The following is a 23,581-nucleotide window of genomic DNA, read 5'->3' as shown; positions in this document are numbered from 1 at the left end:
ATTTACTCCTTTTCAGGACTGTATAATGGTGGTAATTCTTCACTAACCCCTGCAACGAATCCTGTTTCATCTTCATATTTTTTCTGCATTTTTTGGAAAATCACAGCGATAGGAATTTCCATAGGACACACATCTTCGCACTGGCCGCAATTTATACAACTAAAACTTATGTGGGATAATCTTATGCCTTGGAATGTTAGAGGATTTGGAGGGATCTCGTTTTCAGTAACATAACATTCATTATCTAATGCACATTCTTTGCAGTAACAAATTGGGCAAACATCTCTGCATGAGAAACATTTAATGCATCTGTTCCAGTATTTGTCCCAGTTTTCAGGGGAAGGATAATTTTCTTCAAGATATTTTTCCTGAAATTTGGATGCCAGTTTTATCATGGCTTCCTCAATTTTACTTCTTATGACAATAGATTGGGGGGAAGGCTCTTTAACTGTTATATAGCCTTCTTTTGTAGCTGCTTCAACTAAATTTCTCCCTTTTTCAGTGTTTATTTCTATAAATGTCCATCCTGGTTCGGCTCCCCAGTTTCCACAGGCTATATCTGCGTTTCTAGGAATCTTTAATTCACACCTTTGACAGTTGCTGCGTCGGCCATAACCTTGTTCTTCAAGTTCATCTATTTCCACTGCTTTATGACTGCCATCTTTAAGTTCAATTATGAATTTTCCTTTGTCTATCTCTTCTTTAATCACATCATCTGGATCCACTTCATAGAAAAGGTCGATCATTTTCCTTGCTGTAACTGGTAATACTGTTCCACCACAGTTTAAACCAATTTTGTAAATATTATCCTTTTCGATTTGTTTTCTTTTCTCTAGTTCTCTTATGGCCATTGCATCGCAGGGTTTCACAGCTACAGCTAGTTTCATATCTTTCAGATAATTTTTAATCAGATCTCCAAACATGGTGGGAGCACAATGTAGAGAGCCACAGGTCTTTATTATATCATATGAGTCTTCAATAAGGGTTGGAATTCCATCATAAATATCTTCACCCATAGTTAATGCTAGAACTCCATCTACAATTTCCTTATCCAGGAGATACTGGAAAATAGAACTAACTGCTCCACCACATTCTCCCTTTTCTATTATTTCTTCATTTTTTGATCGAGCCAGTAAATATTCAGGATTCATATTTTATCACCTATAATTCAATTCCCATTTTTTCTGCAATTTTTTTTATTATAATTTCATCTTCAAGCACATCATCTGGTGTGGAGAGAATTTTTGAGATTTTTTGTGGTACTCCTGTGGTATTAATGAATGTTCCAGTTTTTTCAGCCCAACATGAAGCAGGGAGTACCACATCTGAAAGTAAAACAGTTTCGTTAATATGGCTGCTTTGAGTAATTAAAAAATCAATATGTTTAAGGGATTCTTCTGCAAAGGATGCTGGATTTGCTCCAACTACATAGAGTAATTTTACATTATTTATAAGATTTTCAATATCCCTTTTATCAAGAGCAGGAAGAATTTTCATTATTCCCCATATGTTGCAGTCCTCCATTACAGGGAGTATTTTAGATTTAGAATTTTCTGCAATATTATGGATAGTTTCAAAGTCTTTTTGGTTATCCAACTTATTAAATATGATAACAGATGATTCATTGAGCTTATTTATTAATTCCAAATCAATTGTATCTAAAAATTTAGAAATACTTTCAGTTTTTATATATTCATCAGAATTTATGCCGGTAAATGTTTTATTTAATGTATCTATCGTGATTATTTCTGCACCTTTATCTGAGGCTAATATTACTCTTCTACCCAGTAGAGGATTTTCTTTTATCACGTCACCCATTATTAAGATGAAATTTGAATTTTCCACATCCTCAAGGCTTGCAGTTTTTATTTCAAATTTAGGCATATTACCCGTAAAGAATCCAATATTCTCTATATTTAATGTGTTTGCAAGTTCTTTCAATGTATCCATTTCTTCATTTGCACATTTTCCTGAGCCTATTATCCCTATTTCTTCTGAGGAATAAGATTTCATTTTGGATACTACTACATCTAAAGCTTCTTCCCAATCAGATTTTATTAATTTGCTATTTTTATTTATTAATGGATTTTTCAACCTTTTTTCATCATCTATCAATTTATAACACTGTCTCCCTTCATAACAAGTTTTTCCTTCATTAACAGGGTGCCTTTGGTAGGGATAAGTTCCTAAAACCTTATTTTCGTTAGTTATTAAGTTTATTCCACATCCTAAACTGCAACTTGGACAAATACTATGCAATACTTCCATTTTTTCACCTTTAACTCTGTCATTAAGCCTAAAAGTCATTAATAATTCAAACAAGGATTAATTTTTGTGTAATTACTTTTTATAGAATTTTTTTTAGCTAATGAATCCTTTAAATATTGATTTGATCTATTTATACTGATATTAACGTCTTTTGTTAAATTTATTAAGTTTAACATGATATTCAGACTATTATCAAAGATAATGCCTGGTAAAATTGTATTTAGATCTTTTAAATCTTTAGATTCTATTTTATTTTCTTCTTTCAGGTTTTCAGATCCAACTATTCCATTAATTTTAAAATCTATGGGATATTCAGGGGAAGTTTTGATGAAACAGGAATATTCCATCGAAGACCTACTTTTTTCCATAAAATCAACGTGCCAATCCACATTTAGATTTAGACTAGATTTTTTTGGATTTGATTCAGGACGAATAATTTGAATTTTATTTACAGAGATTTTCATTTCGTTCACCTCTTATTAAATAACCAATAGTTAGTATTACTTATATATTATTTTTGATTTATTAAAACATCAAAAAAGCTCTTTTTAGCCAAAATACCTAATAATTCTCTTTTTTTTATTGATACAGAAAGAATTCTTTGGATATTAATTATAAGATATATTATTTATGATTTTTTTACAAAAAATTATTATCTATTTTTATCTTATTAACTATTTTATTGCTTTTTTAAGTTATTTATGGATATTTTAACATTTCAATATCATTAAAAATTAGTTAAAGTAGAATAATGGGTATAATATATCATTTCAAGACGTTAATTACATTATTAATATGTTTTATTAAATTAAATTATTGTTATTAATTTACAATTTTTTATTACTATCAATTTATTACTAATGTGGTTCTTTTTTAAAGATATGTATTAAGATCTATTGAAAAAGCTGGAAAGTCTCAAAATATTTTTAAAAATTAATACTTCTTTTTATAGTGTTTTTATTGGCTTTATTACGCCTAAAATTAAACCAAAATATTTATATTGTCTAATATTAATCCAACATATGTACTACTAAAAATGTTAGTAGTATTAACATTGTAGTAAAAAAAGGAGTGATAGTATGAAGATTGCAATATTAGGTGCAGGGTGTTACAGGACACATGCTGCAAGTGGAATAACAAACTTCACCCGAGCCTGTGAAGTTGCGGAAATGGTTGGCAAACCAGAAATAGCCATGACACATTCAACCATAACTATGGGTGCTGAATTAAAGGAATTAGCTGGGATTGATGAAGTTGTAGTATCCGATCCGGTATTTGATAACGATTTCACAGTAATAGACGATTTTGAATATGAAAAGGTTATTGAAGCCCACAAAGATAACCCAGAAAGTGTAATGCCACAAATACGAGAAAAGGTTAACCAAGTGGCTAAAGATCTTCCAAAACCCCCAGAAGGTGCAATACATTTTACCCACCCTGAAGACCTTGGTTTTGAGGTAACTTCTGACGATATTGAAGCAGTTGAGGATGCAGATTGGGTCATGACATGGTTACCTAAGGGAGATATGCAAATGGGGATTATTGAAAAATTTGCTGATAATCTTAAAGAAGGCGCTATTTTGACCCATGCCTGCACAGTACCTACTACTATGTTCCAGAAAATATTTGAAGATTTAAGCAGTGATGAAATGAATATTGCCCCTAAATTTAATGTATCATCTTACCATCCGGGAGCAGTACCAGAAATGAAGGGACAGGTTTACATTGCTGAAGGTTACGCCTCGGAAGAATCAATCTGTGACTTAGTTGATTGGGGTGTTGCTGCACGAGGCAATGCTTTTAAACTACCTGCTGAATTATTAGGTCCAGTTTGTGATATGTGTTCTGCATTAACTGCAATAACTTATGCTGGAATTCTCAGTTATCGTGACTCTGTAATGAATGTATTAGGTGCACCTGCCGGTTTTGCCCAGATGATGGCTAAAGAATCATTATCTCAGGTCACTGATTTAATGGATAAAGTGGGAATAGACCACATGGAAGAAAAACTTGATCCTGGGGCTTTACTTGGAACTGCGGACTCAATGAATTTCGGGGCAGCTGCTGATGTTTTACCGTCTATTTTAGAAGTAATGGAAAAGAGGAAAGGTAAAGGTCCTACCTGTAATGTATAAATTATTTAACCCCTTTTTATTTTTTAAATAAAATTCAAAGAAAATTAGAATATTCTATAGTTCTGCACATTCAGACCATTTAGTCTCCATGGATGGGTAAATAAATTATTTCATTAATATATCACTCATAAAAATATCAAGGTGCTAAATTGATAAAAAAAATCATCTCAAAAGCATTAAGAGAAGAAAAACTTGCAAAAAAAGAAGTATACGATCTGTTTAAAGTTAAATCAGGAGAACATGTTGAACAGATATTTGATGCAGCGTCAAACTTAAGAAATTCTAAGAATAGCACAATTAAACTAACTTCTACGGTCCATCTAACCAATATATGTAAAATAACGCCTAAATGTAAATATTGTGGTTTTGCTGCAGAAACTTCGCTGGATGGATATTATCATCCTTTTTACAAGTCAAATTATGAAATATTAAAAGCAGTTAAGGCGGTTGAAATGTCTGGAATCCCACGAGTTAGCTGTTCCGGTGCACATGGGTATCAAGGCCAACATGCAGTGGAAGCAAGTCGCATAGTAAAAGAAAATACTTCATTAGAGTTATTAGTGAATGTGGGAACGGATTTAAATCAGAGCTCTCTGGCAGAAATGGCCGAATATGGAACTGATACCATATGTTGTAATATTGAGACTTTGAATCATCAACTTTTTAATTACCTGAAACCTGGAGAGAGATTGAAAGATAGAATAAAAGCCTGTATGTTAATAAGCGAAGCAGAGCTTGAACTTTCCTCTGGACTGCTTATAGGGTTGGGTGAATCATATCAAGACAGGGTAAATCATCTATTTTTCCTCAAAGAATTTCCTACATTAGGTGAAATTCCAATTATGGGATTTAATCCATATCAGGGCACTCCCATGGAACACCATCCTCCTTGCAACTTGATTGAACAGATGAAAACTATTGCCATCACCCGACTCATTTTTCCAGATATAAGAATTACAGTTCCAACCCCTACTATTGGACCGGAAAATGTTAAATTTTCATTAATTGCAGGTGCTGATAACTTAGCCACGGTTATTCCTGAAAAATATCCTACAAATGTAAAGGGTGTTGGTTCACCTACTTACGGAAACTTGAAGGAAGTCGTAAATTGTGTAAAAGAAATGGGGCTTACTCCTGAAATATAGGTGGGTTTATGGTTTTTGAAGAGATTATTAAGAGTGCTTATGAAGAATCAGTTAGTGGAAAAAGGCGTGGTGATAAAAAAGATGAATTGGAAACTATCCAAGAGTACATAAGATCTTGTCAGAAAATTGTAGTTCCTAATCATAACCATGTGAAAACTGAAGCTATTAATGATGTATTAAAAAGGTATAATCTTCCTTTAGCAGAGCACCTAAAAATTAATACTAATTTTGCTGATCTTACACGCATTCCAGCCATTTATAAAGCTGTTTTAGCACTGGATATTTATGATTGTGATTTGATCATTGCCCGGGGACGGCTCGGAGTTCCTGGTTCTGGCTCTTTACTTGTGCTTATGGATAAAAAAGGCAGAATCCTTTCTGCTGCAACCTCCCCCTCCCATGTATTACACAAAAAAAGTTTAAAAGATGCTGTAATAGATGAAATGACCATTGCTCTAGAAAGAATAGGTTTCAAGGTGTTAAAATGATTATTAAAGAAAGAGGAATAACTGACGAGGTTTTTACTCTCCTTTCCACTATAAAAGTCTGCGACCTGGTTGACTTGATAATCGAGAAAAAATGCCTGGCCGCTTTAAATTGGATCAAATCATTAGATGTTAATATTGAACAGTCCACCATAATCGGAACCTATTTAACTGGAATTAGACTAGCAGAAATCCTTAGTGAATTTTCTAAAGTTAGTGTAGTGGACATAAACCCCCACCTTAAAGATATGATTAACTGTGAAATAGATTTTTATAATGATCTTTCTAATATTGAAGGTTCTGACTTAGTGGTGGACACCACAGGGTTAGGGGGTATCAGTTCGAAAGTAATTAGTGAATACGTTGATTCAAAAATATTTTTAGTAGAAGATCCCACATCTGATGGTAGTGATAAACTCATTAGCCAAAAAAATGATACTGCTAAACGATTAAAAGCTTCTGAATCTCAATACAAAGGAGTACTGACCACGGTAGGTTTAAATTCAAAAACTTCTGGAACCATGACTTTGACCACGGAAATTTTACGCCGTAGTTTAGGGGATATATTAAAAACAGAAGGAGTACTTTACGCAGTAGCAAATATGAATTTTTATGAAGGATTACTTTTTAAAGAAAAAGATATTAAAAAATTTTATCGACTTCTAAATCGTCCTTCCATTGTTATATCTTCACTTAAACCTGTTGCTCCTGATAAATACATTGAATATTACATTGAAAAAATAAAATGTAAGGTGGAATATGTTAGCATCTGAACTTTTCAAAATGATTGAGGCTAGAGTTCCAATGGAATTGGCCTTGTCAACAGATACTGTGGGATTTATAGGGCCGGGCAATCCAGAAACAATTGAAGTAAATAAAGTTCTGGTGGTATTGGATTATCATCATGAATTGGAACTTGAAGATTGGGATTTAGTGGTTTCTCATCACCCGCCTCTAGTTAAGCCTAACATACCAACCTATGTCATACATTCCAATTGGGACATTGTACAAGGCGGTGCAAATGATGCATTGGCTGAATCTTTAAAAATTAAAGTTTTAGATGTGTTTGATACAAAAACAGGAATTGGCCGTATTTGTTCAGCTGATATTTCGTTGGAAGATTTTTTAATAAATGTTGCAGATGTATTAAAAACAGAACAACTAAATGTGGTCAGAAAAGATGATGGTCATATTGGGAAGTTGGCTATTGTTTCTGGTTTTGGACTGAACCCAGAATACATACAGTTAGCTTATGATAAAGGTGTGGATTTATTTTTATCAGGAGATTTGACTCATAAAGGGGCATTAACTGCCATAAAATTAGGTATTTTTGTGGTTGATGCCACACACCAAGCAACTGAGGTTCCAGGTTTGATAAGACTTTGTAGGTTAATTTCAGAGTTTGGATTAACTGTTGAGTTCGAGTATCCTCAAATGCCATGGGAATTTTATGTCAAATAAATAACGGTCTGAACCGAAGTATTCCCTTTTTTGGAAAAAAACCATAAAAGTAATACTTTTTAGTAAAAAAGTATTTATAATAGTGTATACTATTTAGTAGATGAGGAGAAGGTGCCACAATTACTTCTCCGCCACTTAGCAATAAAAGGATACAAAACTTGATCAGTTTTGTTCTGGATGTTGCCTCCAGGGCATCTAATAAAAACAACCTTTCGCTCAAATGTATAATTCACGTTAGATGCCCTCACCTCTTTTTGAGTGATTTAATGATGATCAAAGAACTGGAAGATAGAAAAAAAATTGAAGAACTGGAAGATATGAAAATTCCTCGTGGGCATGTTATATTGGTAGGATTGGGCCGTTTAGGGATCAGAACTGGAATCAATTTAGTTCAAATACATCGGGGAGGCCCCCATAAAATAACAGCTATTGATGGTCAGAGAATTTCTGAGGCAGATGTTATTTTTAAAATGTTAGGTGGCACTACAGGAATGTACAAAGTGGACTTCTTTCATGAGTTAAGAGGTATAAAAGAAGTCGTACCCATTAAAGAGGACATTAATCATGAAAATTTACATCTTATCAACGGTGATGTGGTGAGCATCCAGATAGCTGGGGGACACACTGTACCGATAACTGCTTGTATCATAAAAAATGCATGGGCATTGGGGGCATCTACCATAAGCACAGCTGGTGTTTTTGGAATAGGTAATGAAAAAATAGAGGTAATGGACATTTCCGAGGCAGATAACAAGAATCCTGTTGTCAATGCTTTAAGAAAGAATGGTATTCGAACTAACCATAAAATAATATCCACCGGAAAGTTTATAAGGGACGATGAACCCGTAACGCCTTATGTCCTGGAAGAAATTGCTAAAATTACCACTGGAGAAATAATTAAACTTTTGAAGGATATTAAATGACAATTACAATATCTACTGCTGAATGTTTTACTCACGGGATGGTTGCCCGAGAAATACATGCCTATTCTCAAGGGTATCTTGGTGAATTTGGACCTAAATATCTTCAAAATATTCAAAAAGATGTATTGCTCCTCTGCGGAATGTTTATTCCAACGTTAACTGCTTTAACATCTATTTTAAAGGTTGAACCTCCTAAACCTCAAGAATTGATTAGAGGTATCAAAGTTTATGATGAACTCACTGATCAAAAAGTTGCATATCTAATGGCCAGAGCAGTTAAAGATTTAACCGGTGCTCAAGTAGGTATAGGGACGACTGCAGGGATAGGAAGAGGCGCAATAGTCATATTATCAGATGAAATCATGTTAAAAGCTACTTCAGATGTTTATGCAGATCTTCGTTTTCCTGATTCTGATTTGCTTTTGGAAAGACAGAGATCCGGTGTGCAGAAGACTTTGAGCTTGTTGGTTGAGCTTCTGGAAGTCTCATTATAATCAATAAAGAAGAAACAGTTTTATTTTGACAAGAATTTGATTTATACTAAAAATCTCATTTTTGTTGTTGTTTAATTATTCCATTTTTTTAATACACATCATTTCGTTGCAACCCTCACGGAATCGGTATTTCACGTCTAATATTTTTATTTTGCCTTCGGGTATAATATCTTTTTTTATTTTATTTACAAAAAATGATTTTTTTCCATCTCCTCGAAGACTTATCAGGGGATAAATTCGTACTTCACTGGTTACCCTTAACATTTCTTTAATAGAATCCAGATGAAACTGGTAGTTCAAACGGTCGTCGTATAAGAATAGAAGATGAGAAGAAAGGGCTAAGGTAAACGGATTATCATTAAATGGTAGGTAGGGTAATTGCGCGGTGATATACCTTTCTTTAAATTTTGTATAGTCATTTATGAAATTAGTGAAAGTATTGAATCGATCCTTAATCATTTTTTCTGAGTTTTGAAAGAATCCCCAGTTAACTTTATGTTCTAATCCAGAGTGAATTCTAAATAAAGTGGATAAGTCCTTTTTGAAAATTTTTTGTAGGGTGGCAGGGTCTTTACAGTACAGAAGATCAGTCGCAGTACTTTTTATTCCTTTTTTAGAGGCTATAGCGGTGAATGAACTTGCACCTGCTGCACAGTCCAACACTTTTTCTTCTTTTAAAAGATCGAAAGATAAATTGAACATCGAAAAATATTCCTTGTAACTCCTCCCTAAAAACCATATTTTATCTGAGGAATATGGATTTCGCATGTTATCATTGAGATTTGTTTGTACATTTATGAATGATTTTTTCTATCAAATTTGCAATCCTCAAATAAGTGGCGGCATTTAAAACCACAAATCTGGGAACATTATATTTTTAGATTATACGGTTAAAACAAAATTTATCATATAATACTTCCAACTATAATTTCAACAATAAATTAATACTATACTATGGCTTTATATTAATTAAGAATAGAATTAGTTATATAAAATTTTCTATAAATAATGAGTAATAATAACAATTTTTAGGAAATAAAATGTTATTTACCCATAACTAATTTAACTGGGTTATTTTATCAATGTTTATTGATATAATGATATAAATGTTTAAAGGAGATAATATGAGTTGTTATATGTATTGGGATAAAATTAAATCTATTGCTAATTCTCTTAAAGAATATGGTGAGTATAAACTCCATGAAATGCCACTGGATAAGATTATACCTTTATTGGACTCTGTAGAGAAAATTGCTCACGATAATGTTATTGACTTTGATTCGGCCAAACATATTTTAGATGACGAAAAAATGAACGAGGCACTTAAAATTATCAGGAAATTCTACGTCTATTTAGGTACCCGTCTGGAAACGGAAAAGGCTGGGGAAATATTGAATTCCACAGATCCTTGGGCCACATTAGAATCATTCCATTTTTTTGAACGTTATTTGGGATTGATAAAAAATGAAAATCAACTGGTAAAGTTTACAACTGAACAAAAAGTAGTATTTGTTGGAGGAGGACCCTTACCATTAACTTTAATTCTTTTAAACAGATTTTATAAAGCCCGCGGTGTTAGTATAGAAATAATTCCTGAAGTAGCTGAACTATCCCGTCAAATAATAAAAAAATTAGGATTAGATTCTCAGATTGAAGTTGTGGATGGAGATGAAACTACGCTGAGGAATGTAGACTACACTACCATAATGGTGGCAGCCCTAGCAGAACCCAAGGAGAGAGTATTTGCCAATTTATGGGAAATGTTGGACACCACCACTCCAGTTATATACAGAACATATACTGGTATGAGGGCTATTCTTTACTCTCCAGTTACTGAAAGGGCTACCCGGGGGTTTCACAAGGAAGTTATGATTCTGCCTAAAGGTAATGTAAACAACACCTCGGTTTTGGTTCGTAAAGTTGTTTAATGTATAATTTAAAAGCATAATTGTGGCTTTTATTGCGTTTATGTACCCTAAATTTCTAAAAGAATTAAGAGAATGCAGACTTTGCCCGTGGAATTGTGGTGTGAACCGTCTTGAAAAAGAAAGAGGTATTTGTAGAGTTGGGCTTCCTGAGGTAGCTTATACGTCAATCACCTCTGTTTTAAAGACTTTTGCAGTAACACTATTAGGATGTACATTTCGTTGTGTTTATTGTAATGCTTACAGACTTTCCCAGTATCCTGATACTGGATGGATTTACAGGGGATTTGTTCAACCAAATAATCTAATTAGAGAAGCTTTAAATGCATTTAAAACTTCTTTAGCCCGAAAAATTGGTGTTAAAATCATTAGTTTTACTGGAGGAGAGCCATCAATCCACACACCCTACCTGGAGGAGTTAGTATTTTTAATGAGAGAACATATACCCGATATAGGTGTGGGTCTGGCCACTAATGGTTTTTGCACATTAAGCACTATGAAAAGATTGGAAAACATTTCTTCGTATATCAATTTTGAGATTAAGGCATTTGATCCAGAATTACATCAAGCTGTTACTGGAGCCCATTCCCAACCAGTTTTAGATAATGCCCGATGGCTGGCCTACAACCATCCAGAAAAGATTCGTGTTTTTCGTACTGTTGTAATTCCAGGTATTAATGATTTAGAAATACCTAAAATTGCCCAATTTCTTAAAGATATAGATCCAACATTACACTATCGTTTAGTGGGTTTTAGACCTCATTTCCTGTTATATTATTATCCAGGACCTTCTCGTGATATTATGCAGAATTTAGTGGATAAATGCCGCGATTTAGGTCTTGAAAATGTAGATTATTCTGGTTTCAGTCCAGGGGGAACAATAATATCTCCTTCTTCGATTAATAATTCTTTGAATAATTCATATCATTTCTTAAATCAAGCAGGATGTTATAGTCGTCCCCGTAACTGTGGTAACTGCCCGGAAAATCAGCATTGTCCTGCTATTTTAATGGAACCTTGGACTAATAAATCTTTTTAAAATTTATTTTAATTATAAAACTAATCCAATTCAAAAATGCAGTAATAATAATAAATAAACAGTTAGAATGAATTAACTCTAAACTTTTTATAAAAATCTTAATAAATAATAAAATATTTAAAATAGAACTATTAAAATAAAAAATATTAAACTAATATAGTGTAAAGATTAGGGGCATCAGGTGTTACATTTGAGGACTGAGGATGTGTGAAATTGGATGCCCCTAATATGATTACTTTGAATTTAAATGAGGATTTTTAATCTTGTTTTCATTTTTATTACTTAATTTTTCTTTAAAAGAATAAATCAGATAATCCTCTGCTTTTGAATTTTTTTTACCTTTTATACTACTTTTACCACTCATTTTATCACCTCCCTAAAAATATTTAAGTTTTTTAAAGTTGAAACTTTAAAAAACTATTTTTTTTATTTTTTTATTTATCCGAATCCCAAGAGCAGGCCTCCTTGATAAACTATTAATGAAACCACATATGCTACCACAAAGGTATACCCTGCAGCAAATGTTGGCCATTTCCAGGAGTTGGTTTCTCTTTTTATTACAGCTAGTGTAGCCAAACAAGGGATGTACAGTAGTACAAATACCATGAAGGCATAAGCAGATAGAGGAGTAAACAATTCCTGTATTGCTGCAATAAATCCAGGATCTTCTTCTGGAGCTGTTTCTTCTTCGGCAGATGTTTCCTCGGCAGGTGCTTCTTCACTCGATGCCGATTCATCAGAACTCTCCTCTCCAATACCATAGAGGATACCGAATGTACTTACCACCACCTCCTTAGCCAGGAATCCATATATTATGGCAACTGTTGCTTGCCATTCTCCAAATCCAAGAGGTTCAAATACTGGAGACAAAGCAGTCCCTATTTGTCCGGTCACACTTTCTTGTGAAGCATATTCCACGCCAATAGGTAGACTACTCAAAACCCATATGATGATGGACACTGCCAAAATGATGGTACCGGCCTTCCTCAGGAAGAGTACTCCTCTTTCCCACATGTGGATAAGAGCACCTTTCAATGTGGGTAATCGATAAGGAGGAAGTTCCATAACGAATGGTGCTGACATTCCTTTAAATATTGTTTTCTTAAATATGGCTGCCATTATTATTGCTACAATTATTCCTAACACATAGAGTGAAAATATAACCCATCCCTGATATGCTACGAAAAATGCTGCTACAATTAGGGCATAAACTGGTAGCCTGGCACTGCAGGACATGAAAGGAACAATTAACATGGTTAAAAATCTATCTCTTTCATTTTCCAGTGTTCTTGTAGCCATTATTCCAGGTACAGCACATCCAAAACCTAGTATCATGGGTATAAATGATTTTCCATGTAAACCAACAAGTTTGTGCATAAATCGATCCATTACAAATGCGGCTCTAGCCAAATAACCACTATCTTCCAGTATACTAAGTATTAAGAACATCAGGAAGATTATGGGTACAAAGACCAGTACACCACCAACACCACCAATTATACCATCAACTATGAATGAAGTTAAGAATCCTTCACCTAAATGTGCTGCTACAGTTTCACCAAGCCAAGCAAACCCCTCTTCAATATAACCCCCTAAAGGATCACCTACAGCAAATGTTATTTGAAAAGTGAGCCACATTATTAACAAGAATATTGGTATTCCCAGATATTTATTAGTTACAATCCGATCTATTAAATCTGATCTGGTAATTTTATCTATCTTCGGTTTTTCAACTGATTCCTTAACTAGGCCGGCTATGAAACCGTACCTAGCATCAGCGATTATTGAGTCAGCATCTTCACCGAAAACTCCTTCTAAATGCTTGTCAATTTGTTTTGCTTTTGATAATATTTTTTTACTTTCATCAAACGTTTTAACTTGATTTATAATTTCCTCGTCATTTTCAAGAAGCTTGAGAGCCACCCAACTAGAAGGAACACGATTTTCCATTTTTAAATGTGTATCAATTTCATCAATTAATTCAGTGATATGATCTGAAATTTCGTTACCATATTCTATTCGATCAATTACATTTTTTGGAGATTCGTAAGCTTTTAATATGGATTTGAGAAGATCTTCTTCACCAGTTTCATCAATAGCCTCAATTTTAACCACAGGTATTCCTAATAATTGTGAAAGTGCTTTTTGGTCAATTTTGTAACCTTTTTCATCAGCAAATTTATTCATATTTAGTGCAAGAACAATATTTGCACCTAACTCCATCATCTGAACAGTTAAATATAAATTTCTTTCAAGATTAGCAGCATCAACAATATTAACAATTATATCTGGTTTTTCATTTATGATATAATCTCTGGAAACCAGTTCTTCAGCGGAATAAGCAGTTAGGCTGTAATTTCCTGGAAGATCTACTACTTCTATTTCATAATTGTCATATTGGAATGTTCCTTCCTTTTTTTCTACAGTTTTACCTGGCCAATTACCTACGTGTTGTCGCATACCAGTCAACCTATTGAACAGAGTACTTTTTCCAACATTTGGGTTTCCTGCCAGACCAATTCTTATTTTATCCATTTATTTCCCTCTCAACCATGATTTTTTGTGCCTGTCCTCGTCCAATCATTAAACGAGAACCTTTTACGTCGACTATTATAGGGCCTTGAATGTCGTTTTTAATTACTTTTATAAGAGAATCTTTATATATTCCAAGTTCACACAGTTTCTTTTTGAATTTACCTCCATGCCATACTTCAATAATTTTCAATTCGTCATTTTCACTGGCCATAGCTAAAGGTATCATATTATCTCGATCTCAATTTTTTTTGCTTCATCCTTTCGAAGAGACAGGCAATATCCTTTAACTCTGATTTCTATAGGATCCCCAAGAGGGGCTACTCTTTCAACTTTAATTTCAGACCCCTTAATTAGACCCATTTCCATCAAATGTTTTCTTGTATTACCTTTACCTTTGAAAGCAATGATTCGTCCACTTTCACCTTTTTTTAGATTATTCAACGTTTCTATCATGTTTTTGGGTTCCTCCATCCTTTGGTTTAAAACCTAATAATTAGGTTCAACTATAATGTTTCATGTTAGGCTAACCTAACATTGTTAGTTATACCTAACTTTTTTATTCCTTATAAAGGTTTCGCCAAAAACTATTCATGAAATATGAAAAATTTGTAAAAAATCTACAAGTTATCTAAAAATTAGTAAAGAAAATTAAAGACTTATTTATAACAGACTATTTATTTAGTTTCCTGGTTTTAAATGGAATTGCTCTGAAACTTTAAAAACTAGAGAACATGCTGAATACATCTACATTTACTTGTTAATGGATAAAAAGTGGGATTTGTTTGTTGAATTTCTAATCATAAAAAAACTTGAAAAACTATTGTTATTTCTATTAGTAATAAATTTTATATTGTTGATTTTGTTGTGACCAATTCTCCATGCTTTACACCTTTAATAGCCCTTATGTGATCTGCTAATTTTCTAATACTCCCAGCCTTCCCACGGACAACCAGAACTTCCAGACAAGTATGTTTTTCTACGTGTACATGGGTGGTGGCTATGATTTCAGATAAATGGAAGTGTTGGTAGTGTTGCAGCTGGTTTGTAACATCGCCCACATCATGATCGTAAATTATAGTCAGTGTTCCCATAACATCTTCCTGGTCAGTTTCAATGTGTGATTCAATAATAGATTTTCGTATCAGATCGCGGATGGCTTCTGATCTGTTGGTGTATCCCTTGTTTTTTATGAGTGCATCAAATTTTTCCAGTAATTCCGGCTCGAATGACACTCCTACTCTTTCTACTGTCATTTTTTTCCTCCATATTTTCATGGTGTTACCAACTTAAAAAATGTTGCTATGGAAAAACTTTTATACTCCCAATCATATAGGTAGCACGATCCTTTAATACGTGCTACTGAAATTAAATTATAATATTCATATTCTTGAAAAAAATCTACTTATTACTGGATTAACCTGTTAGGGGTGATTGAATGGTAATTTATAAAATAAGTTATTCAAAACAATTTAAACGTGCAAATATTCATAACTACGGCTGTAATTTCAACTGTTCCTGGTGTTCATATAAATTACAAAAAAGATCAAAACCAGATAAATTCCTTAAACTAGATAAAATCAAAAAAATTCTAAGTAAACTTGATATTGAACGTGTACACTTTGTAGGAGGAGAATTAAGCACATATCCTCTTTTAAATGAAGTTGCTGAATTTGCTAAAAAAGAACTTGGTCTTTATACTAAGATAGGACATTCAAATGGTTATGTTATTCCTAATGAATACATTGATGCAATTTCTGTGAGTATAAAAAGTTTATCTGATGATTTTTATATTAAACACACTGGAAAGTCCAACAAGCCAGTACTTGAAAATTTCAAAGAGGCTTACAAAATGGGTATCAAGGTTGATGCCAGTACTGTGTACATCCCTAACCTTGTTGAGCACGATGAGATTGAGAAAATAGTTAAATTCATTGCCCAAATCGATCCTAAGATTCCTTACCATATTACTGGTTACATTCCGGTTCCTGGTGCACCGTGGCGAGCCCCAAGTTGGAATGAAATAAGTAAGGCAAAAAATATTGCAGAGGAGTACCTGGATTTTGTTGAAGTATCATGGTTCCATTCATTTGACGATTATCTGAAAATGGTAAATGAGAATCCCCACTATCAAAAGGTAACCGTGGCCTAATAATAATATGAATAATAAAAAACAGAAAAAATAGGATGTTTTTAATTTGATTATTCATTCTAGAATATGAAATCTGTTTTGAATTTTTATTCTAGAACTGCTTTTTTACCCTTTGAAGATCTACCTTGTAGTCCCACAGAAAGCAGTGTTAGTATAACATAAACTACTGCCAAATAGATGTAAACATTTCGAAAAGAACTAACTCCGGAAGCACTGAAATCTAAGGCTGAAGACAGCACCGCTCCTCCTAAAAGTGATCCTGTATTAATAAGGATGTTCAGGAGGGCTTGGCCAGATGCTCTTTCTGATTTTCCTGTTTCATCTAGAAAAATGTAGTATAATGCGTTACCTACGATGGATGCATTTCCGATACCCACCAGTACTAATGATAATCCAAATACATAAATGTTGGATGCAAAACTCAGGATTACCATTCCAATGGCAGTAATAGCCCCACCAACCACCATGATTGGTTTTGCTCCTATTTTATCCAGGAGCTTACCTACAATGGGAGTGGTTATTAAAGATGCTACAGTCATTGGAAGAATCATGTAGGCGGCCATGGAATAACTGAGACTATAAGCCATGGATGCGAAGGTAGAGAAGTAGTAAGTTCCGGCCATAGCTAAATAACCAACTAAGGTGACAATACTGGCTATTAATGTGTCCCTTTTTTTTAGAAGATTAATGGGGATAATTGGTTCCAGTGCTTTTCGTTCAATCCACCAGAACACTATAAGTGCCAGGATAAAAATAGCTAGCAGGGAATATTGAAGCATTGCTGATGAAGATCCACTCATATTAAATATGAAGTAGGCTAGCGATGCAATGGCTATACCTAGGAAGACCATACCTTTCCAATCAAAACTACCGTATTTTTCACTTATTTCACCTGCCGGAAGAAGTGTATATCCTAAAATGACTACTATAGCTGCTACTGGTACGTTTATTGCGAATATCAAGTGCCATCCATAATTCACCAGGAAACCAGATATAGCAGGTCCCAGGGCATATACTAAGGCTATTATCACTCCGAAGGCACCTAATATGGTACCACGAGTTTCATCAAAGTAGTCTCCTATGATAGTAATGGCCAATACAGATAAAACTGCACCTATGCCTTGTAAAGATCTTCCTATTAACAACATTTCAAATGACTGTGAAAATACTACAATTAATGTTCCCAATAAGAATAAAAATGCATTCAAAACGTAAATATTTTTTCTACCATATCGATCTGATAGTTTAGCCATAACAGGAGTTCCCAGCAATAAAAATAGTATTTCTATATTAAATATCCAAGTGATTATGCTCTCATTAACTCCAAAAGATGTTTGTATTGATTCTAAAATAGGACTGATTGTTGAACCATCTATGGCTATCAGTATAGCACCTGCAAAAATAACAGCAAGTATTCTTGTTCTAAGACTATTTAACATATATTTCCCCCATTTACAAATATATTATTGTTCTGAGATTGTTTTACATTATTACAATTTAATACATGCCTTATAAATACTTATCTGTACATTAGTATTACTTTTTAAATACTAGACTTCATTTTAGTATTATCTCAGAGTGGGCTTTTTAGAGTCTCTTAAAAAGATCTTGCTATTTTTATAAAAAATGTAAAATCTCATATTTAATTTTTAATAATTGTTTAGTAATTGCGATCTCATTATCATGTAGATCGTTGGATTCATACATCAAATTGAAAGATTTAAAACATAAAAATAATAATTTCATTCTTTTTAAACATTTTGATGTTATTAAAACATTCTTTAAGGTAATACTATTAATTAAAAAGATAAAAAAAGTTTAAGGAGGTAGATGGATCATTTGTTGATTAGGCTTTTTTTTATGATCCACATAGATTAATTTGTTAATATATTATTTAAATTTTACTTTAATTTTTATAAAGTAAACATGAAAAAATAGTAAGTTTTATAATTCATATTTACTTTATTATTATTCAAGTATATTTTATAGTTTTAAAGTGTACTTAAAAATTGAAGGAGGTGAAAAATTGAGAAAACAAGTAACTTTACTAGTGATTACATTTGTTTTCGCATTAGCGCTATGTGGGGCCGTAACAGCTGAAGATTCACAGGGGGGTGTTGATACTGGCCAAATACCTGTAAATGATTCAGAAACGGGCTCTGAAGAAGATACAGAAATTCAGGTAGATGAACCTGATCCCCGGATTTATGGGTTGATAAAAGAAATTTACGATGAAAACACTGGGAATTATACAGATCTGGCAAACGCTATTCCAGTTAGTGGAGCAACTATTACCATAAAAGATCCAAATGACGATTCAGTAATTGCCACTGGAACCACTGATGAAAATGGAGAATATGACATCTATTTCGTATCTGCATTAACTGAGTTCAAAGTTGAAATTGCTTATTCAACTTACAAGACACAGGTAACCAATGTAACACCAGTGGGTGCACCTATACCAGAAGCCAACTTAAACCATACTTTCATGCCAGATATTGCGATTATAGCTTCCGTACCTGAAAAAGGAACTGGAATCAAAGATCTAAATAATCGTAGGCTAATATATTTGGACATGTGGGATCCTAACTCCTCGCCAACCAATGATTGGATAATGCAGTATGTAAACTTTGCTTTCATGGATATGGCCATGCCTGGAACCACGTGGGGAGATTCATGGTATGATGAATTACTCCAAAGTCCAGCAAATGCTAATTACATGATTTCAAACGGTTTTGGATACCCATCATGTGATACAGACACTGACCCGTGGGGTGGAGATGGTTTACACCTTTTAGGAGGTCATGATATTAATGACACAGCAGATACTGTGGAAAACACATACGTAGGTTCATATTATACACTGGCCACAGGTTTAGCATTGCAAACCAATCTTCAGTACATGCTGGAATATATATACTTCCTTTTGGGGGAAACAACCATAGATCCTACTCAAAATGGTAAAAGTCCGGTAATGGTTACACCTGACTGGGGATTATACCACACAGAGATGGGAATCCTATCTGCAGTTCCCACACAGGAACAGATCAAAAACTGGATTGAAGAAAACCCTGGATACATAGAACCCTACTACAATCTCAAATGGATGGAGGAAGATTACAGCACATGGGCAGCTACATCTCATGATAGCTTGTATGAACAGTTCGAAACATGGTATAATACTCACAAACCAGATATCACCAGCCCATTCATAGTAATTACCAGTTACACTCCAGGAGGAGTATTTGCACCAGCCATAGATGCTTTGATAACTGAATACGAAAATCAGGGCAGGGCAGTGGTAAACCTGTTTCAGGGAAGTACCAGCCCACCTATAAGCAGTTTATTAGAAGAACTGGTACTTGGAAAAGATGGTAACGGACCATTAGATAGAGGAGTATCTGCAGTTACTTCATTGTATGTCTGGTCTATGAACTATGCCAACCTTTTTGAAGGTGACGGAGCATTAAGTGAACTGGAAAGAATGAACATCAAGGCCATTAAAGCAGTTCAACTATATGACGAGGCAAGTTTAACCAATCCTTTAGGTGCCCAATATGAATGGACTTTTGCTGTGACTTTTCCCAGCTTTGAGGGAGTGTTCAGTCCAGTGGTCATATCTTACAGTGACCAAAATGATACTGAACATGTTATAGATCCTGGAATAAAGAAAATGGTTAATTTAACAACTCAATGGGCTGAACTCAAGGAATTATCCAATTCTGAAAAGAAAATAGCCATAATACTCTATAATTATCCACCAGGAAAAGCTGAAATGGGAGCATCATATCTGGATGTTTTCCAGAGTGTTCATGATCTTCTGGAAAAATTACAAGATGAAGGTTATGATGTGGGAGTTGAAGAAATACCCAGCCCAGAACAACTTTACACCCTTGTTGCAGAGTTTGGTAATAAAGGAAGCTGGGCACAAAATCTTCTAAATCAATATGTACAAAACAATCAAACTAGTTTAGAGATCAACGGACAATTAGTCGATGCATCAACTTACAGCGAATGGTTCAGTCAATTACCAGAAGCACTCCAAGAGCAGGTGATAGATAAATGGGGTCAGGCTATTGGGGATATAATGGCCTACAATGGATTTTTAGTTATTCCCGGCATAATGTTAGGTAACATTTTTATAACGGTTCAACCAAGCAGAGGCTGGGAAGAAGTGGAAAATTATCATGACCCTTATTTAGCACCCCACCATCAGTATATAGCATTTTATAATTGGTTGGAGAAAGTTTTCGATGCCAATGCCATGATTCACATGGGAACACACGGAACCTTAGAATGGCTACCTGGACGAAATGTGGGATTGCAGGAAGATGACTGGCCTTTCCAGCTCTCTAACATACCCAACATCAATCCTTACATTGTTTCTAATCCAGGAGAAGGTTTAGTAGCTAAGGACAGAGCCGGTGCACTAATAATTGACCACATGACTCCGGCAATGATCAGATCTGGTTTATACGGCGATTTAGTGGTTATTCATGACCTGATACACCAGTACGAAAACGCAGTGAATGTTGGTAACGACCAGATTCTACCTGCGTTAGAATCACAGATCAAAGCTAAAGCCAACGAACTCGGACTTGAAGATCAGCAAACAGAACAAACTTTCGACGAATGGCTTGAAAAGATCCATTTACAGTTACACGAAATTGAAAATGACATTATACCACTGGGTTTACACAGTTTGGGCAAGATTTTAACTGGTGATGAACTTGTAGAAGAAGTTTTCACTATATCTGCCTCTATGACTAATATTTTAGACCATATGAAAACTATATTATACCCGGCCATTACAATCAGCTACTTTGATATGCAGAAAGAAACCCAGTATGAAGATGAACTTGAGACCATAAACAATCAGATCAAAAGTTACATAGAAGCTATTGCAAATGGTGAAGATCCTGCCAGTTTAGGCGTTACAGACACGGATTTATTGGATGATCTAGAGTACTGTAAAGAGATTATAAATAAAATACGGGACAACCAGGAATGGGCGAATTTGTTAAATGCTCTTAACGGAGGATTTGTAAGCAGTGGTCTGGCAGCAGATCCAGCTTATGCTGACGTATTGCCCACGGGTATGAATTTTTACGGATCTAATCCTGAAAAAATGCCTACTCAGGCCGCATGGGAAACTGCTAAAAAGGTAGCAGATCAGTTATTGACGGACTACTACAAGGAACATGGTAAATTCCCAGAAACAATTGGAATGATCATGTGGGGTACAGAATTACTCCGAACTGATGCTATATCCATAGCTGAATTCATGTATCTTTTAGGTGTCCATCCTGTGTGGAATACTAACGGAGATGTCCAGAGCACATCAACTCTGATTCCACTGGAAGATTTAACCATTACCATTGACGGTGTTACAATGCAGAGACCTCGAATTGACGTGTTTACCACCATTGTTACAGGTAATGAACTCTGGATAAACCTATTAAATAATGCAGTGGAACTGGCTGCTGGAGCACCTGGAGAAACCAATGATCAAAATTATGTCAAAAAACATCTCACTGAAAACGACTCTTTGGATCGTGTTTTTGGTCTAAGAGGGCTTGTTTTGGAGGGAACTGGTGTATCCGATCTGGTGCCAAACACCAGTAAATGGAATACCAGCGATGAATTGGCTGATCTCTATCTATCCAGAGTATCTTATGCATGGAGGTCTACAGAAGACGGTGTCAGTATTCAACAAAACAGGAACACATTCCAGTACCTTCTGGGAAGTATGGATATGGTAACTCAAACCATTGACAGCACCTGGAGATTACTGGATACTGATGATTACTATGATTGGTATGGTGGAATGTTACTGGCATCCAGAAGTTTAGGAGGAAATCCAGATGCTATATTGGCCGATATTAGGAACAAAAACAGCGTGGTTACCAGAACAGTGCAAGAAGAAGTGGAACTTGAGATCAGATCCCAACTTTTAAACCCAACCTACATGGATTCACTTTTAAACACTCCCAGTGGGTGGATGGAATATGCATCCAGGTATGAGAATCTGTTTGGAATGGATGCTACTACCAATAGTGTATCTGACCAGATGTGGACAATGGTGGCTGAAAATTTATTAGACTCCCGATTCAGCTCTACAAGTGATTATCAAGCATTTGCAACCCAGAGCATGTTAGGATGGACTATTGAAGCTGCAAGAAGAAACATGTGGCAAGCTGATTCACAACTTTTACAAGCTTTACAAGACAAATACATTGAAAGTGTTAACCAATATGGAGTAAGTTGCTGTCACCACACATGTGCGAACTTGGCTTTTAACCAGTTTGTAGTAACAGGATCGTCTTTAAGCATGAACCAGCTTCAACAGTTTGCCAACACTCTGCAAGGTGCAACTGGAAAATCTGTTACACTTGCACCAGAAGGAAATTCAAAACCAAGTGGAGATTCAGGACAAAGCGGGACATCTGGGCAAAATCAGGGACAAACCTCAGGAACGGTCTCACCAGGTGAAGTTAATGCTGCTCAAGTAACATCAGAGGTAGGAGAGGTTTCCGACACTGGAAGCAGTGAAAGCAGTGATAGCACAGCTCATGAAGTATCAAAGACAAGTCAGGGAAGTTCTGCTCAGTCTATGTCTATATGGGCATTGGTTGGAGTTATTCTTATTCTGGTTTTAGTTGGTGCAGGATACTTTAAAGGAAGTATCTTAGAATTCCTGGGAATGGCTAAAAAATAAAATCTTTTTCCTTTTTTTCTTTTTTTATTTTATTATGCACCTTTGAATATTATTAGTACTAATTTTTTCAAATTAATAATGTTATTAATTTTAATTTTTGATTAATTATTTCTTTAAGTCGGTTAATGCGTAAATAACATTTTATTCAGGTTTAATTATGGTAAATAATCGTTTTAATGTTTAATTATTTTAAACTCTTCCAATTATTATGAGTTAAAAATGAACAATATTTATATATAAGATAATCATAAATATCCAATAAAATTTACTTTAAAAAAATTCAAGTAAAATTTAATTAAGTGAG

General features: G+C 34.4%; 20 protein-coding genes. 11 read left to right on the top strand and 9 right to left on the bottom strand.

The window, feature by feature from the left end:
- Window positions 1–2 precede the first annotated feature (2 nt).
- The 3 genes from CIT01_01080 to CIT01_01070 are packed head-to-tail and all read right to left on the bottom strand — an operon-like array spanning window position 3 to window position 2,732.
- Complete coding sequence (locus CIT01_01080; protein AXV36894.1) at window positions 3–1,151, bottom strand: formate dehydrogenase; 1,149 nt, start codon at window positions 1,149–1,151, stop codon at window positions 3–5.
- 10 nt (window positions 1,152–1,161) lie between these two features.
- Complete coding sequence (locus CIT01_01075) at window positions 1,162–2,268, bottom strand: NADH:ubiquinone oxidoreductase chain G-like protein (GenBank protein AXV36893.1); 1,107 nt, start codon at window positions 2,266–2,268, stop codon at window positions 1,162–1,164.
- Window positions 2,269–2,306: 38 nt separating this feature from the next.
- Complete coding sequence (locus CIT01_01070) at window positions 2,307–2,732, bottom strand: hypothetical protein (protein ID AXV36892.1); 426 nt, start codon at window positions 2,730–2,732, stop codon at window positions 2,307–2,309.
- A 615-nt stretch (window positions 2,733–3,347) separates the two neighbouring features.
- Here CIT01_01070 and hmd point away from each other — a divergent pair.
- The 7 genes from hmd (at window position 3,348) to CIT01_01035 (ending at window position 8,911) form a co-directional block, all read left to right on the top strand.
- Window positions 3,348–4,403 (top strand): 5,10-methenyltetrahydromethanopterin hydrogenase, encoded by a 1,056-nt coding sequence (gene hmd / locus CIT01_01065; protein ID AXV36891.1) that lies wholly within the window; start codon window positions 3,348–3,350, stop codon window positions 4,401–4,403.
- Between the two features lie 149 nt (window positions 4,404–4,552).
- The gene (locus CIT01_01060; protein ID AXV36890.1) at window positions 4,553–5,548 is read left to right on the top strand and encodes a 5,10-methenyltetrahydromethanopterin hydrogenase cofactor biosynthesis protein HmdB; all 996 of its coding nucleotides are present in this window, start codon (window positions 4,553–4,555) and stop codon (window positions 5,546–5,548) included.
- A gap of 8 nt (window positions 5,549–5,556) precedes the next feature.
- The gene (locus CIT01_01055) at window positions 5,557–6,036 is read left to right on the top strand and encodes a hypothetical protein (protein AXV36889.1); all 480 of its coding nucleotides are present in this window, start codon (window positions 5,557–5,559) and stop codon (window positions 6,034–6,036) included.
- Window positions 6,033–6,806 carry a hypothetical protein gene (locus CIT01_01050; protein ID AXV36888.1) on the top strand — a complete coding sequence of 258 codons (774 nt, stop codon included), beginning with the start codon at window positions 6,033–6,035 and terminating at the stop codon, window positions 6,804–6,806. The genes CIT01_01055 and CIT01_01050 overlap by 4 nt, the downstream gene beginning before the upstream one ends.
- Entirely contained in the window at window positions 6,793–7,494 is a 702-nt protein-coding gene (locus CIT01_01045; GenBank protein AXV36887.1) for a Nif3-like dinuclear metal center hexameric protein, read from the top strand. The genes CIT01_01050 and CIT01_01045 overlap by 14 nt, the downstream gene beginning before the upstream one ends.
- A gap of 269 nt (window positions 7,495–7,763) precedes the next feature.
- The gene (locus CIT01_01040) at window positions 7,764–8,417 is read left to right on the top strand and encodes a hypothetical protein (protein ID AXV36886.1); all 654 of its coding nucleotides are present in this window, start codon (window positions 7,764–7,766) and stop codon (window positions 8,415–8,417) included.
- Window positions 8,414–8,911, top strand: coding sequence for a hypothetical protein (locus CIT01_01035; protein ID AXV36885.1), 498 nt, complete (start codon window positions 8,414–8,416; stop codon window positions 8,909–8,911). Before CIT01_01040 ends, CIT01_01035 begins: the two co-directional genes overlap by 4 nt.
- A gap of 75 nt (window positions 8,912–8,986) precedes the next feature.
- Here CIT01_01035 and CIT01_01030 read toward each other — a convergent pair whose 3' ends face one another.
- Entirely contained in the window at window positions 8,987–9,613 is a 627-nt protein-coding gene (locus CIT01_01030) for a hypothetical protein (protein ID AXV36884.1), read from the bottom strand.
- A gap of 422 nt (window positions 9,614–10,035) precedes the next feature.
- Here CIT01_01030 and CIT01_01025 point away from each other — a divergent pair, with 422 nt between their 5' ends.
- Window positions 10,036–10,839, top strand: coding sequence for a methyltransferase (locus tag CIT01_01025; protein ID AXV36883.1), 804 nt, complete (start codon window positions 10,036–10,038; stop codon window positions 10,837–10,839).
- Between the two features lie 40 nt (window positions 10,840–10,879).
- A complete protein-coding gene (locus CIT01_01020; GenBank protein ID AXV36882.1) occupies window positions 10,880–11,875 on the top strand; it encodes a pyruvate formate lyase-activating protein in 996 nt (331 codons plus the stop codon).
- A gap of 438 nt (window positions 11,876–12,313) precedes the next feature.
- Here the strand turns inward: CIT01_01020 and feoB are convergent, their stop codons facing one another.
- The 4 genes from feoB to CIT01_01000 form a co-directional block, all read right to left on the bottom strand.
- Entirely contained in the window at window positions 12,314–14,410 is a 2,097-nt protein-coding gene (gene feoB, locus CIT01_01015) for a ferrous iron transport protein B (GenBank protein AXV36881.1), read from the bottom strand.
- The gene (locus CIT01_01010) at window positions 14,403–14,636 is read right to left on the bottom strand and encodes a hypothetical protein (protein ID AXV36880.1); all 234 of its coding nucleotides are present in this window, start codon (window positions 14,634–14,636) and stop codon (window positions 14,403–14,405) included. Before CIT01_01010 ends, feoB begins: the two co-directional genes overlap by 8 nt.
- Entirely contained in the window at window positions 14,633–14,863 is a 231-nt protein-coding gene (locus tag CIT01_01005; GenBank protein AXV36879.1) for a ferrous iron transport protein A, read from the bottom strand. Before CIT01_01005 ends, CIT01_01010 begins: the two co-directional genes overlap by 4 nt.
- 392 nt (window positions 14,864–15,255) lie before the next feature.
- Window positions 15,256–15,663 carry a nickel-responsive transcriptional regulator NikR gene (locus CIT01_01000; protein ID AXV36878.1) on the bottom strand — a complete coding sequence of 136 codons (408 nt, stop codon included), beginning with the start codon at window positions 15,661–15,663 and terminating at the stop codon, window positions 15,256–15,258.
- Window positions 15,664–15,845: 182 nt separating this feature from the next.
- On the opposite strand from CIT01_01000, the gene CIT01_00995 reads away from it, so the two are divergent.
- Window positions 15,846–16,559, top strand: coding sequence for a pyruvate-formate lyase-activating enzyme (locus CIT01_00995; protein AXV36877.1), 714 nt, complete (start codon window positions 15,846–15,848; stop codon window positions 16,557–16,559).
- A gap of 86 nt (window positions 16,560–16,645) precedes the next feature.
- Here the strand turns inward: CIT01_00995 and CIT01_00990 are convergent, their stop codons facing one another.
- Window positions 16,646–17,998 carry an MFS transporter gene (locus CIT01_00990; GenBank protein ID AXV36876.1) on the bottom strand — a complete coding sequence of 451 codons (1,353 nt, stop codon included), beginning with the start codon at window positions 17,996–17,998 and terminating at the stop codon, window positions 16,646–16,648.
- A gap of 737 nt (window positions 17,999–18,735) precedes the next feature.
- On the opposite strand from CIT01_00990, the gene CIT01_00985 reads away from it, so the two are divergent.
- Entirely contained in the window at window positions 18,736–23,277 is a 4,542-nt protein-coding gene (locus CIT01_00985; GenBank protein ID AXV38680.1) for a cobalamin biosynthesis protein CobN, read from the top strand.
- Window positions 23,278–23,581 lie beyond the last annotated feature (304 nt).

This window comes from Methanobacterium sp. BRmetb2, assembly GCA_003491285.1.
Taxonomy (GTDB): Archaea; Methanobacteriota; Methanobacteria; order Methanobacteriales; family Methanobacteriaceae; genus UBA117.
Note: the sequence above shows the minus strand (reverse complement) of the source record. Positions and strands in the feature narration are given on the sequence as shown.

What these genes read in the sequence shown, in the direction of transcription:
- CIT01_01080 (AXV36894.1), bottom strand. Translation starts at nt 1,151, where the DNA reads ATGAATCCTGAATATTTACTGGCTCGATCAAAAAATGAAGAAATAATA.
- CIT01_01075 (AXV36893.1), bottom strand. Translation starts at nt 2,268, where the DNA reads ATGGAAGTATTGCATAGTATTTGTCCAAGTTGCAGTTTAGGATGTGGA.
- CIT01_01070 (AXV36892.1), bottom strand. Translation starts at nt 2,732, where the DNA reads ATGAAAATCTCTGTAAATAAAATTCAAATTATTCGTCCTGAATCAAAT.
- hmd (AXV36891.1), top strand. Translation starts at nt 3,348, where the DNA reads ATGAAGATTGCAATATTAGGTGCAGGGTGTTACAGGACACATGCTGCA.
- CIT01_01055 (AXV36889.1), top strand. Translation starts at nt 5,557, where the DNA reads ATGGTTTTTGAAGAGATTATTAAGAGTGCTTATGAAGAATCAGTTAGT.
- CIT01_01050 (AXV36888.1), top strand. Translation starts at nt 6,033, where the DNA reads ATGATTATTAAAGAAAGAGGAATAACTGACGAGGTTTTTACTCTCCTT.
- CIT01_01045 (AXV36887.1), top strand. Translation starts at nt 6,793, where the DNA reads ATGTTAGCATCTGAACTTTTCAAAATGATTGAGGCTAGAGTTCCAATG.
- CIT01_01040 (AXV36886.1), top strand. Translation starts at nt 7,764, where the DNA reads ATGATCAAAGAACTGGAAGATAGAAAAAAAATTGAAGAACTGGAAGAT.
- CIT01_01035 (AXV36885.1), top strand. Translation starts at nt 8,414, where the DNA reads ATGACAATTACAATATCTACTGCTGAATGTTTTACTCACGGGATGGTT.
- CIT01_01030 (AXV36884.1), bottom strand. Translation starts at nt 9,613, where the DNA reads ATGTTCAATTTATCTTTCGATCTTTTAAAAGAAGAAAAAGTGTTGGAC.
- CIT01_01025 (AXV36883.1), top strand. Translation starts at nt 10,036, where the DNA reads ATGAGTTGTTATATGTATTGGGATAAAATTAAATCTATTGCTAATTCT.
- CIT01_01020 (AXV36882.1), top strand. Translation starts at nt 10,880, where the DNA reads ATGTACCCTAAATTTCTAAAAGAATTAAGAGAATGCAGACTTTGCCCG.
- feoB (AXV36881.1), bottom strand. Translation starts at nt 14,410, where the DNA reads ATGGATAAAATAAGAATTGGTCTGGCAGGAAACCCAAATGTTGGAAAA.
- CIT01_01010 (AXV36880.1), bottom strand. Translation starts at nt 14,636, where the DNA reads ATGATACCTTTAGCTATGGCCAGTGAAAATGACGAATTGAAAATTATT.
- CIT01_01005 (AXV36879.1), bottom strand. Translation starts at nt 14,863, where the DNA reads ATGATAGAAACGTTGAATAATCTAAAAAAAGGTGAAAGTGGACGAATC.
- CIT01_01000 (AXV36878.1), bottom strand. Translation starts at nt 15,663, where the DNA reads ATGACAGTAGAAAGAGTAGGAGTGTCATTCGAGCCGGAATTACTGGAA.
- CIT01_00995 (AXV36877.1), top strand. Translation starts at nt 15,846, where the DNA reads ATGGTAATTTATAAAATAAGTTATTCAAAACAATTTAAACGTGCAAAT.
- CIT01_00990 (AXV36876.1), bottom strand. Translation starts at nt 17,998, where the DNA reads ATGTTAAATAGTCTTAGAACAAGAATACTTGCTGTTATTTTTGCAGGT.